General features: G+C 67.7%; 10 protein-coding genes and 1 pseudogene. 8 read left to right on the top strand and 3 right to left on the bottom strand.

The features are described from left to right. Nucleotides 1-96: 96 nt before the first annotated feature. Nucleotides 97-1,689 (top strand): fatty acyl-CoA synthetase, encoded by a 1,593-nt coding sequence (locus GOHSU_RS03710; protein WP_005937003.1) that lies wholly within the window; start codon nucleotides 97-99, stop codon nucleotides 1,687-1,689. Nucleotides 1,690-1,771: 82 nt separating this feature from the next. Here the strand turns inward: GOHSU_RS03710 and GOHSU_RS03705 are convergent, their stop codons facing one another. Beyond that, nucleotides 1,772-2,254: a TIGR04338 family metallohydrolase gene (locus GOHSU_RS03705; protein ID WP_005937001.1), complete on the bottom strand. Its 483-nt coding sequence runs from the start codon at nucleotides 2,252-2,254 to the stop codon at nucleotides 1,772-1,774. Nucleotides 2,255-2,419: 165 nt separating this feature from the next. On the opposite strand from GOHSU_RS03705, the pseudogene GOHSU_RS03700 reads away from it, so the two are divergent. Together GOHSU_RS03700 and GOHSU_RS03695 are read left to right on the top strand one after the other, a co-directional pair. Beyond that, nucleotides 2,420-3,908 (top strand): annotated as a pseudogene (locus tag GOHSU_RS03700) (flavin-containing monooxygenase). A gap of 140 nt (nucleotides 3,909-4,048) precedes the next feature. Next, complete coding sequence (locus GOHSU_RS03695) at nucleotides 4,049-5,026, top strand: alpha/beta hydrolase (RefSeq protein ID WP_005936992.1); 978 nt, start codon at nucleotides 4,049-4,051, stop codon at nucleotides 5,024-5,026. A gap of 27 nt (nucleotides 5,027-5,053) precedes the next feature. Here the strand turns inward: GOHSU_RS03695 and GOHSU_RS03690 are convergent, their stop codons facing one another. Both GOHSU_RS03690 and GOHSU_RS03685 read right to left on the bottom strand, forming a co-directional pair. Then, nucleotides 5,054-7,126 (bottom strand): CocE/NonD family hydrolase, encoded by a 2,073-nt coding sequence (locus GOHSU_RS03690; protein ID WP_005936989.1) that lies wholly within the window; start codon nucleotides 7,124-7,126, stop codon nucleotides 5,054-5,056. 114 nt (nucleotides 7,127-7,240) lie between these two features. Next, entirely contained in the window at nucleotides 7,241-8,440 is a 1,200-nt protein-coding gene (locus tag GOHSU_RS03685; protein ID WP_005936985.1) for a glycoside hydrolase family 76 protein, read from the bottom strand. 286 nt (nucleotides 8,441-8,726) lie between these two features. Here GOHSU_RS03685 and rplJ point away from each other — a divergent pair, with 286 nt between their 5' ends. The 5 genes from rplJ to GOHSU_RS03660 all read left to right on the top strand — a co-directional run bounded on the left by rplJ (nucleotide 8,727) and on the right by GOHSU_RS03660 (nucleotide 13,055). Further along, nucleotides 8,727-9,254 carry a 50S ribosomal protein L10 gene (gene rplJ, locus GOHSU_RS03680; protein ID WP_005936982.1) on the top strand — a complete coding sequence of 176 codons (528 nt, stop codon included), beginning with the start codon at nucleotides 8,727-8,729 and terminating at the stop codon, nucleotides 9,252-9,254. A 99-nt stretch (nucleotides 9,255-9,353) separates the two neighbouring features. Beyond that, nucleotides 9,354-9,746 (top strand): 50S ribosomal protein L7/L12, encoded by a 393-nt coding sequence (rplL, locus tag GOHSU_RS03675; protein WP_005936979.1) that lies wholly within the window; start codon nucleotides 9,354-9,356, stop codon nucleotides 9,744-9,746. A 383-nt stretch (nucleotides 9,747-10,129) separates the two neighbouring features. Then, on the top strand, nucleotides 10,130-11,377 hold the full coding sequence (locus tag GOHSU_RS03670) for an ABC transporter ATP-binding protein (protein ID WP_005936976.1): 1,248 nt from the start codon (nucleotides 10,130-10,132) through the stop codon (nucleotides 11,375-11,377). Continuing rightward, the gene (locus GOHSU_RS03665) at nucleotides 11,374-12,180 is read left to right on the top strand and encodes an MlaE family ABC transporter permease (protein ID WP_005936974.1); all 807 of its coding nucleotides are present in this window, start codon (nucleotides 11,374-11,376) and stop codon (nucleotides 12,178-12,180) included. Before GOHSU_RS03670 ends, GOHSU_RS03665 begins: the two co-directional genes overlap by 4 nt. Nucleotides 12,181-12,182: 2 nt before the next feature. Then, nucleotides 12,183-13,055, top strand: a complete 873-nt coding sequence (locus GOHSU_RS03660) for an MlaE family ABC transporter permease (protein ID WP_005936971.1) — start codon at nucleotides 12,183-12,185, stop codon at nucleotides 13,053-13,055. The last annotated feature ends 4 nt before the right edge of the window (nucleotides 13,056-13,059 follow it).

Genomic DNA, 13,059 nt, shown 5'->3' with positions numbered 1-13,059 from the left:
GCACGGGTGGGGTGCGGACTTGGCCGTTGCCCGTGACCGGTGCGGTCAGACACGCTGATGTCGACACCGCCCGCCCACGCCCGCAGGAGAGATCAGATGACCGGGACCAAGACCCTTGTGGCTTCCGCACGTCGGCATGCCCTCGGCGATCTGCCGCGCCGGACCGCGCTGCGGCTGCCGGACAAGATGGCCATCGCCGACGGTGACGTGCAGCTGAGCTTCGGCGAGTTCGACGCATGCATCGAGCGGACCACCGCGGCGCTGGTGGACGCCGGTTTCGTCAAGGGGGACCGGCTCGCCCTGCTCAGCCGCAACTGCTGGCAGTTCGCGGTCCTCAACTTCGCCGCCGCGCGGGCCGGAGTGATTCTGGTGCCGATCAACTTCATGCTGGGCGCCGAGGAGATCGCCTACATCCTCGACTTCAGTGGGGCCGGCGGGTTCGTGGTCGAAGAGTCCCTGGTGCCCACCGCCGAGCAGGCACTGGCCGCCGCGACCGGCGCGACGGTCACCCAGCGGGTGATCATCCGGGCCGCCGACGCCCCGGTGCCGCAGGGGTGGACCGATCTGACGCAGTGGCTGGATTACCGGGGCGCCTCGGTCGACGTACCGGTGGCCGACGACGACCCGGTGCGGATGATGTTCACCTCCGGTACCGAATCGCGCCCGAAGGGGGTGCTGCTGTCGAGCCGCTCGCTGATGTGGCAGTACGTCTCCTGTGCGATCGACGGGTCGATGTCGGCCGACGACGTGGAACTGCACACCCTGCCCATGTACCACTGCGCACAGCTGGACTGCTTCCTTGGCACCGACGTCTACCTGGGCGCCTCCAGCATCCTGCTGCCCAGCCCGGATCCGGCGACCGTGCTGCGCACCATCGCCGAGCGCAAGGTCACCAAGTTCTTCGCACCCCCGACGGTCTGGATCGCGCTGCTGCGGCATCCGGATTTCCAGACCACGGACCTGTCGAGTCTGCGCAAGGGCTACTACGGTGCCTCGGCCATGCCGGTGGAGATCCTCAAGGAGATCTGCGAGCGGCTGCCGCAGGTGCAGTTGTGGAACTTCTACGGCCAGACCGAGATGTCCCCGGTCGCGACCATCCTCGGACCGGACGAACAGCTGCCGGCGCCCGGTTCGGCCGGCCGGCCCGCGCTCAACGTCGAGGTCCGGATCGTCGACGACGAAAACGTGCCGGTCCCGGCCGGGTCGGTCGGGGAGATCGTGCACCGCAGCCCGCACGCCACCCTGGGCTACTACAACGATCCGGACAAGACCGCCGAGGCGTTCACCGGCGGCTGGTTCCATTCCGGCGATCTGGGCTACTTCGACGAGCAGGGTCGCTTGTACGTGGTCGACCGCAAGAAGGACATGATCAAGACCGGCGGCGAGAACGTCGCCAGCCGGGAAGTGGAAGAAGCGATCTACGGGCATCCGGGTGTCGCAGAGGTCTCGGTCTTCGGAATCAGCCATCCGCGCTGGGTGGAGGCCGTCGCCGCGGTCGTCGTGCCGAAAGACGGTGTGCAGCTGAGCGCCGACGACATCGTTGAGCATGCGCGCACGCGTCTGGCCGGCTACAAAGCGCCCAAGTACGTCGTCTTGGCCGATAGTCTGCCGAAGAATCCGAGCGGCAAGATCCTCAAACGCCGGCTGCGCGACACGCACGCCGATCTGGCCGCCGGCGACCAGGGCTGAACCGGCGGCGCCGGCGTCGGCAGCACCGGCGGACGGCTCCCGGCAGAAGCCGCGCGGGGGCACGGCTGGGCGAGAGACAGAACTAGCGCACGCCCGATGAGTGGTAGCCCGCGCGCAGGACCAGTGCCGCCGCTTCGCCGAGGACCAGCTCGACCAGATACAGCATTGCCTCGCGGAACTGCAGGCCGTGCCAGCGGGTGCCCGTCGCGGTCGGGGCCAGACCGGCGCTGACCGACAGATGGTGCGCCAGTTCGTGCAGCACGGTGCTCTCGCGGCCGAAGGCTCTGTTCTGCATCGGCACGGCGATCGTGGCGGTCGCCGGCTCGTAGTGGGCGCGCTGCTGTCCGCGCCGCTCCCGCACCCGGACGGGACCGGCCAGCGGATAGCGTTCGCGCACGGCCGGCAGGGCCAGCACCTGATCGGCGTAGCGCTGCACCGCCGCGATATCGGCGAACCGTTTCTGCACCGGCAGATACAGCAGTGATCCGTGGAAATCGACCGGACCGCCGCGATCGAGCAGGACTGACCACAGGTGTTCGGCGTCGTAAACGGCGGACGCACTCATCGGCGGCTGTGGTGAATCGGCATGAGTCCGAATCTACGTGGCGCACCGTCGGTATTGACCGACCGGCGATATCTGACCAGACTCGCTGGGATGGGCGCTACTGTCGCTCGCGCCCGGTGCGATGCCACCGGTGCGATCCAATCCGATGTCTGGGGGTCGATCGTCATGCCCGGTCCGAGGAGCCGTCTGCCACGTGAGCCGCGCGTCGTCGTCATCGGGGCAGGCGTCGCCGGAATCACCGCAGCCCATGTCCTGGCCGAAGCCGGCTTCACCGAGGTGACGGTGCTGGAGAAGGCGCCCGATATGGGCGGGGTCTGGTACTGGAACAGCTATCCCGGCCTTACCTGCGATGTACCTTCGCAGCTGTACCAATTCGGGTGGGCACCGAAAGCCGACTGGTCCCACATCTGGGCCGACGGCCCGCAGATCCAGCGCTATCACCGCGAGGTGGTCGACCGCTTCGGACTGGCCGACCGGATCCGCTGCGGTGTGGAGGTGACGACGGCGGCCTTCGACGATGATTCGGGCCAGTGGCTGCTCGACACCGCCGACGGCGAGCAGATTGTCGCCGACTTCGTCCTGTGCGCCACCGGTGTGCTGGAAAACCCGGCCTACCCGGACATCGAGGGTCTGGACACCTTTGCCGGCCCGGTTGTTCACACCGCGCGTTGGGACGCCGACATGACGACCGTCGGCCGCCGGATCGCGGTGCTGGGTACCGGTTCGACCGGTGTGCAGGTGGTCTCGGCGCTGCAGCCGCAGGCGCAGGAGCTGTTGCACTTCATCCGGAGCCCGCAGTGGGTCCTGTGGGCACCGATGGGGCTGCCGCAGATCCCCGGCGTAGCCACCGTGCTGGGGCGCCTGCCGAAGCTGCACCGGGAGGTCTATCGCGGCCTGCTGTGGGGCTCGGGACTCTTTGCCGACATCGTCCTGCGACCGTCGTGGCGACGGTCACTGGTGCAGGCCTACGCGCGGGCCTGCCTGGTGGTGCAGGTGCGAGATCGCGAGTTGCGTCGTCGGCTCACCCCCGATTTCCAGCCGCTGTGCAAGCGCCAGGTCGTCTCGGGCACGTACTACCGGGCACTTCAGCAACCGAACGCGAGGCTGGTGACCGGAGGGGATCGAGAAGATCACCCCGGACGGGATCGTCACCGCCGACGGCGTACTGCACGAGGTCGACGTGATCGTGCTGGCCACCGGATTCCGCGCGCACGACTACATGCGTCCCATGCAGATCACCGGCCGGGCCGGGCGGACCCTCGACCAGGCGTGGGCCGAGGGGCCGCGGGCCTACCGGATGACCGCGATCCCGGGATTCCCGAATCTGTTCACGGTCCTGGGCCCGAACTCGCCGACGGGGTCGATCTCGCTGCAGCATTCGGCTGAGTTGTCGGTGCGCTACATCGCCCGGTGGCTCCAGCGGTGGCGCCGCGGTGAGGTCGACCGCGTCGAAGTGACCGAGCAGGCCACCGACAGGTTCTGCGCCGACGTCGCCCAAGCGCTGGGCCCGACGGTGTGGAACACCGGCTGCAACTCCTGGTATTTCACCGAGTCCGGGCGCATCGACCTGTTTCCGTTCGACCGCGCGGCGATGCGCCGGACGCTGGCCGAACCGGACCTTGCGGACTTCCACCCGGACACCGGGCAATCCTGACACAGGGGCCGCCGCACAGGTGCGCTACGCACCCGACAGGCACGACTCTCCGCAACACTCGGCCCTGATTCGCCGGTGCACGGTGAGAAGATGAGTGGGGGTCGTCTCACCGGCGAGACGGCCGTGAACAGGAGTGCGTGATGGGCGCAGGGAAGCCCGTTCAAGTAGAGCGTATCGAGTATCCGCAGCGCAGTTTCCGCAGCCGAATGTCATGGCTGGGGTTGCGGATGGGTGCCTATCCGGTGATCGCGGCGTGGTCGCGCAGCGAGGAGAAGGACTGGCCCTACCATCTGTTCGACGAGGTGGCCGGCAGGATCGTGCCGCCGGTGGCCGGCAATTTCCGCGAACCGGTGCAGCTGCCGAACTGTGACGCCGAACTCCAGATCCCGCGCGGGGCGCGGTCGGACCGGGCGATCCTGTACCTGCACGGCGGGGCGTTCATCATCGGTGGACTGGCCTCGCATCGGCGCCTGGCCGGATCGATCGCGGCCAACGCCGAGGCACAGGTTCTGGCGGTGGGTTACCGGAAGATGCCCGACTACCCGCCGTCGGTGTCGGTGCAGGACTGTGTCGACGGTTACCTGTGGCTGCTGGAGCGCGGATTCACTCCCGAGCAGATCGTGATCGCCGGCGACTCGGCCGGCGGCTTCCTGACCGCTATGACCGCGGTGATGATCCGTGACAAGGGCATGCCGCGGCCGGCCGGGCTGATTCTGGAGAATCCGCTGATCGACCCGACGCCCTCGCGCCGCCGGGAGGGCGCCTACCGGGTCGCCGACCCGCTCTTCCCGCATCGGGCGTTCACCGAGTTCGACAAGCTGATCCGGCAGACCGAACCCGCCGGTGACGCCGTCGCACCGCTCGACGGGGACCTGTCCGGGCTGCCGCCCACCCTGATCCAGGTCGGTTCCCACGAGACGCTGCGGGTGGACTCGGAGGATTTCGCGGCGGCCCTGGCCGCGGTCGGGGTACCGGTCCGGCTGGAGATCTATCGCGGTGCGGTCCACGTCTTCCAGGCCTTCATCGACCTGCTGCCCGAATCACGGGTGGCCATCAAGGCGATGGCGCGCTTCGCCGTCCAGTGCTACGGCGACGCCGGCTGGTCGGCCGCCCCGTAGACGCGACTGTCCGACGGCCGCCGGGGGCTACTCGACGACCGTCAGGGACGGCGTCATCGGGTGCAGCTGCGAGCTGGTCGGCACCGGATCGGTGCCCAGCTCACCGTCGGACAGGAAGGTCAGATAGCTGGGTTTGTTCGGGTCGAGCACTAGCTGCTGACGGCGTCCGCGGGCCTTGATCAGGTCGGGCACGATCGTCAGATAGCGCGGCAGGCTGGCGGCGTAGACGTCCACGCGCAGCCGGTGGCCCGGCTGCAGGACGGCGTCGGTCGGGACCAGATCCACATCGATCCGTACCGGCTCGTCCGGCGGGACCGGCAGTCGCCGGTCCCGGGACAGGTAGTGCACGGCGTCCAGCAGCGCACCGGTCTGCTCGTCGTAGGTCGAGCGAGACGGATCCAGGGCCCGGTTGGAGGCGGTCAGCGCGCCGTTGGTGAGCACCGTCGACGTGCCGTCGGGGGCGACGTCGTTCACGGTCACCGCCCAGATGCCCTCGTGCGCGGTGGTCGAGACGTTCAGCCGAAGGTTCATCGCCCCGGAGATCTGCGTCGGTGCGCCGACCGGTTCACTGGTGAACGAGAGTGCACCCTGCTCCTGGTAGGTGGCGTCGTGGCTGAATCGGCGCCCGAAGACGATCGGGATGCCGGCGAACACCTGCGAGGCATCCCGGGAGACCAGGCCGCGCAGATCCGGGTGGGTGCGCAGGGATCGGCGGCGGGCGGCGGCCCGGGTGGTCAGGGAGCCGTCGTGCCGGGTGTGGCCGGCGGTGCCGGAGGACTCCTCGTTGAGGAACAGGCGCTGCGCACGGACCTCGGCGCGCGGGAACGCCGGCCCGCAGGACCAGCCACCGCCCTGCTGCTCGATGGTGACCGGACCGTAGGCGTCGATACCGTTCTGGATGCCCTTGAGCCAGCGGTCGAACCAGGCGCGCTCGAGGACGTCCAGCTGCGGCGGCTGATGGTCGCCGCCGTGGTCGCAGCCCGGATCCAGGTGGTAGCCGTCGGCCACCAGCATCTGCTTGCGGCCCGGTTCCATCTGCAACTGCTGGTAGACGCGGGTGGCACTGCGGCCGAACAGGTCGTGCCAGCCGCCGACGGTGAAGGTGGCGGCCTCGATGTTCTCCACGACCGGGGACCGTTCGATGAAGTAGGGGTGGTCGTAGATGCGGTAGTCCTGAGCGGTGAGGAAACCCCAGGCCAGCGACGGCATCTCGGTGATCGGGCTCTTGAGCCGATCGCGCAGCCAGCGGTATTGGTCGCCGCTGAGCAGATCACCCAGCGCGGTCGCTGGGTTCGGCAGCCACTTGACGCTGTTGACCATCGCCAGCCACACCGGGATGAACGCCGACGGCATACCGCCGGTGATGTAGATGTCGCGGACCACGTCCTCGCTGCCCTCGACGGTGAAGATCGCCTTGAGCGCCTTGGGTTGCAGAGCCGCGGCCTGCAGCGAGTTGATTGCCGAGTAGCTCCAGCCGACCATGCCGACGTTGCCGTCGCACCAGGGCTGCTGGGCCATCCAATCGATGATCTCCACCGAGTCGCGCTGCTCGCGCTCCCCGAGGATCTGCCATTTGCCCTGGGAGGCGCCGGTGCCGCGGACATCGACCAGCACCTGGACGTAGCCGGCTTGCACCAGGTTGCGGTTGACGCCGAAGACGTCGAACAGGCCGCGATCGAAGGTCCGCGTCAGCCGCGAGATCCCGGCGAGCGGACCGTTCTGGTGGTTCATGGTGCCGGCGGCCCGGCGCACGGCCCGGCCGATCCCGGGTCCGTGCAGCAGATGATCGAAGCCGTCGAGCAGGGCCCGGTTGTACGGGTTCATGTTGAGCACGGCCGGGAACGGGGTCTTACTGGGCTGACCGAGCCGGTTCGCCGGGCGCACCACGGTGGCGCGCAGTCGTACCCCGTCGGTCATGGTGACGGTCACGTTCCGGGTGATGTGCACCCGCGGGTAGGGCTTTCGCCCGTAGACCGCCTCGCGCCAGGCCACGGCCTGGTGGCCGCCGTCGGCGTTGCGGTGTCCCGTCGTCTCGGCGAATCCGCCGAAGTCTGGGCCCCGCAGGCGATCGCCACCGTCGATATCCAGTGACACGCTCACGCATCCGTCCCCTTCTCGCCGCATCGTTGCGGCGGTCCAAGTCCCCCGGAGTTCATGGGCTGTGAGGTAGCCCACGATTTGTATACCAATTAAGCACGGCGACGTTTCGCATCGTCATCCGGGGGTCACCGAAACGGTGTGCTCGGGTGACCCGAGCGTTACCGAGGCGGCGGCGGCTATGAGTATAGCGCCGGACAACTGGACTGAAAGGTCTCTTTCCGGGGACGACGCCGAGCGCACGGCCCCGCCGATGAACGCTGAGGCCTGCCCGTCGGCACTCGGAACCGCCGCCGGAGTGGACCAGTCGGCGCCGAACACCGGCAGACCGTCCACGGTGGCCCGGTTGGCCCACGCCGCCGCGGCCGAGGTCAGCACCAGGGCGCCGGCGCGTGCGCGGACGGCCTCGATGCGGCGGCGCAGATCGCCGTGCCCGGTCGCCGGCAGGTCGGTGGCCAGCAGCGCCAGGTTGCGGGCCAGGATCCCGGCGAACAGGCCGCCGTCGCCGCCGCCGGCCCCCTTGACGACACCGTCGTCGGTGCAGCGTTCCTCCACCGCCGCCAGCAGGGCCTCGATCCGGTCCAGATGCGATGTGCGGCCGGTCAGCCGGAAGCACTCGGCGTCCAGGCCCAGCGTGACGCCCTGGCAATAGGTGAACACGGTGTTGATGTAGCGATGGCTGCCGTCCGGTTCGAGCCAGAAGCCGTCGGCGATCAACCCGCTGGGCAGCACCATGGTCTCGGCGATCCAGTCGGCGGTGGCCACTGCGCGCTCGACGCGGCCGCGCCGGGCCAGGAAGATTCCGGCCGGACCGTTGGCCGGGACGTTGAAGAAGTGATCGGTGGTGCGCCAGGGGATGCCTCCGCCCAGTTCGGGCTGCCACGCGTCGTGGAGCACCCCCGTCAGGATACGCAGCCCCCGATGGTGGCGGCTGCCGTCGATCACCCGATCGGCGCGTTCGACCGCCAGCGCCAGCCAGGCCATATCGTCGTAGTAGGAGTTAGTCCAGCGGCCGGTGTTGCGGATCAGGATGCCGCGGATCAGGGATCTGGCTTCCCGGCCGGCCGCCGCATCGCCCAGTCGGGCCGCGTCTACCAGCAGGTCCAGCAGGTGCGCCTGCCACCAGTAGTTCCACGAGGCGGTCAGCCGCGCCTTCGACAGCGGCCGGCCCGCCGCCGGCCAGGAACTCTGCCCGATCCGGGTGCCCGGCACCCAGTGTGCGATGGGCCGCAGGTTTCGTGTCCGGATCGCGGCCACGGCGGCCCGGCTGCGGTGCAGCGCGGTCTGCTGCGAGGACGATTCGACATCAGAGGGCATAGTCGCTAGCCTAGAGCGCGGTTCATCGGGGCCTTCGGCTCCGGTGCATCCAGTTCAACCAGAGACCGTCGGTCGTCGGGAGAGATCCCGATCGAAGGCCCGAGAAATTTCTCGGCGGCCCACGCAGGATGAACGAGGAGACTTTGCCCCGCGGTGCTCCGCGTGTGTGATTCGCCCCGTGCTTCCTGCACGGGGCGTTCGTGTTTCTTGCGCCGGGTCCACCGCAGATCTCTGGGTCGCGACACCCGCACGGGTGTGGAAGATATGACACGAGAGGAGGCGAAGTATGGCAACGCAGGAGAAGATCACAGCCGTCGCTGAGATCACCGAGCATTTCAAGAACTCCACCGCAGCGGTCATCACGGAATACCGTGGTCTGTCCGTTCCGGAGATCGGCGAGCTCCGTCGTTCGATCGGCGAGGGCGCAACGTACTCCGTCGCCAAGAACACCCTCGTCAAGCGTGCTGCCGCACAGGCAGGCGTTGAGGGGCTCGACGAGCTGTTCGTGGGTCCGACCGCGATCGCCTTCATCGAAGGTGAGCCGGTCGTGGCGGCGAAGGCCATCAAGACCTTCGCCAAGGACCACAAGGCACTGGTCATCAAGGGCGGCTACATGGACGGCCGTGCGCTGTCCGTCGCCGAAGTTGAGGCCATCGCCGACCTGGAGACCCGAGAGGTCCTCCTGGCCAAGCTCGCCGGTGCCATGAAGGGCAACTTGGCAAAGGCTGCCGGGCTGTTCAACCAGCCCGCCTCGCAGGTCGCGCGTCTCGCCGCGGCCCTGGAGGAGAAGAAGGCGGGCGAAGAGGCCGCCTAGGCTGCTTCACCCCCACCCGCGGCCGGACAACCGGTCGCACCATCGACCAGGCCTGCACCGCAGGCCGCCCCGTACGGGATTTATAGGAAGGACGCCATCATGGCGAAGCTCACCGCTGACGAGCTCATCGAGCAGTTCAAGGAACTGACCCTGCTGGAGCTCAGCGAGTTCGTGAAGAAGTTCGAAGAGGTCTTCGAGGTCACCGCTGCTGCTCCGGTCGCCGTTGCTGCTGCCGGTGCCCCGGCTGCCGGCGGCGACGCCGCTGCCGCTGCCGAGCAGGACGAGTTCGACGTCGTGCTCGAGGGTGCTGGCGACAAGAAGATCCAGGTCATCAAGGTCGTCCGCGAGGTCGTCTCGGGCCTGGGCCTGAAGGAAGCCAAGGACCTCGTCGAGAGCGCTCCGAAGGCCCTCCTGGAGAAGGTCAGCAAGGAAGACGCCGAGGCCGCCAAGGCCAAGCTGGAAGAGGCCGGCGCCTCCGTCTCGCTCAAGTGAGACGGTCGCCGTCAGGCGACATTCAGCCGTTCACGGCTCAAGCAGACGAGGTCCGCGGGTATTCCCGCGGACCTCGTCCGCATCGTCGGCACATGCCCGGCCGAGGTGTGGATCACGCCGCATACCCAGGCCGACCCTGCCTCACTTCTGCGGCAGCGGATTCTTTGGGTATTCTCAGCGCACCGAGAAGTTACCTTGCGGTAAGTTTCGGCCCCGTCGGTGACGCGCTCACGCGGACCCGGGCGAGGTGCACCCGATCGCACTGGTGCGTTAGAGTGACCGCAGCCACAACGGCGGCACTCGAGCGGCGCGGGATCGCGAGACGGTCGGCAAACTTGACGCGGGAATTTCTCAGGTGCCATAGACACGTCTGGAGGGACGCAGTGGGAGTAGAGGTTGCAGTCGAGGGCTTGACCAAGTCGTTCGGCTCACAGAACATCTGGCGTGATGTATCGCTCACCCTGCCGGCAGGGGAGGTCAACGCACTGCTGGGACCGTCGGGTACCGGTAAGTCGGTCTTCCTCAAGACTCTGATCGGACTGCTGCACCCGGAGCAGGGGTCGGTCATCATCGACGGCACCGACATCGTGCAGTGTTCGGCCAAGGAGCTCTACGAGATCCGTAAGCTGTTCGGCGTCCTGTTCCAGGACGGCGCGCTGTTCGGCTCGATGACCCTCTACGACAACATCGCCTTCCCGCTGCGCGAGCACACCAAGAAGAACGAAGACGAGATCCGCCGCATCGTCATGGACAAGGTGGAGCTGGTCGGTCTGGCCGGCGCCGAGGACAAGCTCCCCGGCGAGATCTCCGGCGGTATGCGCAAGCGTGCCGGTCTGGCCCGGGCCCTGGTGCTCGACCCGGAGATCATCCTGTGTGACGAGCCGGACTCGGGTCTGGACCCGGTGCGTACCGCCTACATCTCGCAGCTGCTGATCGACATCAACGCCGAGATCGACGCGACGATCCTGATCGTCACGCACAACATCAACATCGCCCGCACCATCCCCGACAACATCGGCATGCTCTTCCGCAAGGAACTGGTCATGTTCGGCCCGCGCGAGGTCCTCCTGACCTCCGATCAGCCGGTGGTCAAGCAGTTCCTGTCCGGCGACCGCTTCGGCCCGATCGGCATGTCCGAGGAGAAGGACGAGGCCGTGGCCGCCGCCGAGGCCGCCATGCAGGCCGCCGGTATCGCCGGTGGCGGTACCAAGGACGACTTCAGCGAGGTCATCCCGCAGGTGCAGCCGAACCCGGACATGCCGGTCCGCCAGGCGGCGATCCGCCACCGCCAGAACGTCCTCAACATCATCAACGACCTCCCGGCGGGCGCCCAGGCGGCGATCCGTGCTTCCATCGCCGACGAGGACCGCCGGGCCGCCGAATCGCCCGAGCACTCGGCCACCCTGGTGGCCATGGCCAACCACCAGTTCGATTACCCTGGCGGGGTCGCCGTGGACCAGTACGGCACTGATACCGAGGTCGTCTCCAGTGCCGGCGGCGCCACCGAGGTGATCGAGACCCCCACCCAGGTGATCACGGCCGACTACGAGGCCGATACCGACACGATCGTCATCGACGACCGCACCGAGGAGGTCACCACCGTGACCCGCGAGGACGGCACTCGGGAATGACCACTGCCACCCAGCGTGGCGTCGCAAGGCTGCAGAAAGCCGGAGACGGGGCCCTGTCCCAGACCGGCAGCATTGTTCAGGTTTTCGTCGACGTTGCACGCCAGTTGTTCGTGCGCCCGTTCCAGTGGCGCGAGTTCATTCAGCAGGCCTGGTTCATCGCCAGTGTCACGATCCTGCCGACGGCGCTCATCGCAATCCCGTTCGGTGCGATCGTCTCGCTGCAGACGGGTTCGCTGATCAAGCAGCTCGGCGCCGAATCGTTCACCGGCGCCGCGTCCGTGCTGGTCGTCGTGCAACAGGGTTCACCGCTGGTGACCTCACTGCTGGTGGCGGGTGCCGCCGGATCGGCCGTGGCCGCCGACCTGGGGTCACGCACCATCCGCGAAGAGATCGACGCCATGGAGGTGCTGGGGATCAACCCGATCCAGCGCCTGGTGGTGCCGCGCGTGCTCGCCATGGTCCTGGTGGCCATGCTGCTCAACGGGCTGGTCGCCGTCGTCGGCATCGTCGGCGGTTACTTCTTCAACGTGATCGTGCAGGGCGGCACCCCCGGTGCCTACCTGGCCTCGTTCGGTGCGCTCGCGCAGTTGCCGGACCTGTACATCTCGACGTTCAAGGCGGCGATCTTCGGCATCATCGCCGGTGTCATCGCCGCCTATAAGGGCCTGAATCCCAAGGGCGGACCCAAGGGTGTGGGCGAAGCGGTGAACCAGTCCGTGGTCATCACGTTCCTGCTGTTGTTCTTCGCGAACCTGATCATCACCGCGGTCTTCCTGCAGATCGTTCCCCCGAAGGTAGGTTAGCCGTGACCCGTGGCGTAACGATCGCCAAGAGTAAGCCGGAATACCTGGTTTACGAGGCGCGCAAGCAACTGGGCCGTCCGCTCAAGCTGCTCGACGGTGCCGGCGAACAGATGTCCTTCTATGCGCGGACCCTGGCCTGGATCCCCAAGACCCTGGTCCACTACACCCGCGAGGTGCTGCGCATCCTCGCCGAGGTCGCCTTCGGCGCCGGCGGCATGGCGGTCATCGGCGGCACCGTCGGTGTCATGGTGCTGATGTCGGGCTTCACCGGCGTCGTGGTCGGCATGCAGGGCTATGCGGCCCTGAGCCAGATCGGCTCCGAGGCGCTATCGGGTTTCCTGTCGGCGTACGTCAACACCCGTGAGGTGGCCCCGCTGGTGGCCGGTCTGGCGTTGAGCGCCACGGTCGGCTGTGGCTTCACCGCGCAGCTGGGTGCGATGCGGATCTCCGAGGAGATCGACGCCCTCGAGGTGATGGCGGTCCCGTCGATCCCGTTCCTGGTGTCCACCCGCGTGATCGCCGGCTTCGTCGCCGTCATTCCGCTGTACATGCTCGGATTGATGGCGGCCTATCTGGCCTCGAGAGTGATCAACACGGTCTTCAACGGTCAATCGACCGGTTCGTACGATCACTACTTCAACCTGTTCCTGCCACCGGCCGACGTCCTATGGTCGTTCGGCAAAGTCCTGGTGTTCGCATTCGTGATCATCCTGGTGCACTGCTACTACGGCTACTACGCCTCCGGCGGTCCGGCGGGCGTGGGCGTGGCGGTGGGCCACGCGGTCCGAACAGCGCTCGTCCTGATCGCGGTGATGGACTTCTTCCTGGGCCTCGCCATCTGGGGCACCACCACGACGATCCGGGTCGGAGGGTAGAAGC

Source organism: Gordonia hirsuta DSM 44140 = NBRC 16056 (genome assembly GCF_000333015.1).
In the GTDB taxonomy this organism is placed as follows: Bacteria; Actinomycetota; Actinomycetes; order Mycobacteriales; family Mycobacteriaceae; genus Gordonia; species Gordonia hirsuta.
Note: the sequence above shows the minus strand (reverse complement) of the source record. Positions and strands in the feature narration are given on the sequence as shown.

Coding starts and splice junctions, on each gene's coding strand:
- GOHSU_RS03710 (WP_005937003.1), top strand. CDS start 97: ATGACCGGGACCAAGACCCTTGTGGCTTCCGCACGTCGGCATGCCCTC.
- GOHSU_RS03705 (WP_005937001.1), bottom strand. CDS start 2,254: ATGAGTGCGTCCGCCGTTTACGACGCCGAACACCTGTGGTCAGTCCTG.
- GOHSU_RS03695 (WP_005936992.1), top strand. CDS start 4,049: ATGGGCGCAGGGAAGCCCGTTCAAGTAGAGCGTATCGAGTATCCGCAG.
- GOHSU_RS03685 (WP_005936985.1), bottom strand. CDS start 8,440: ATGCCCTCTGATGTCGAATCGTCCTCGCAGCAGACCGCGCTGCACCGC.
- rplJ (WP_005936982.1), top strand. CDS start 8,727: ATGGCAACGCAGGAGAAGATCACAGCCGTCGCTGAGATCACCGAGCAT.
- rplL (WP_005936979.1), top strand. CDS start 9,354: ATGGCGAAGCTCACCGCTGACGAGCTCATCGAGCAGTTCAAGGAACTG.
- GOHSU_RS03665 (WP_005936974.1), top strand. CDS start 11,374: ATGACCACTGCCACCCAGCGTGGCGTCGCAAGGCTGCAGAAAGCCGGA.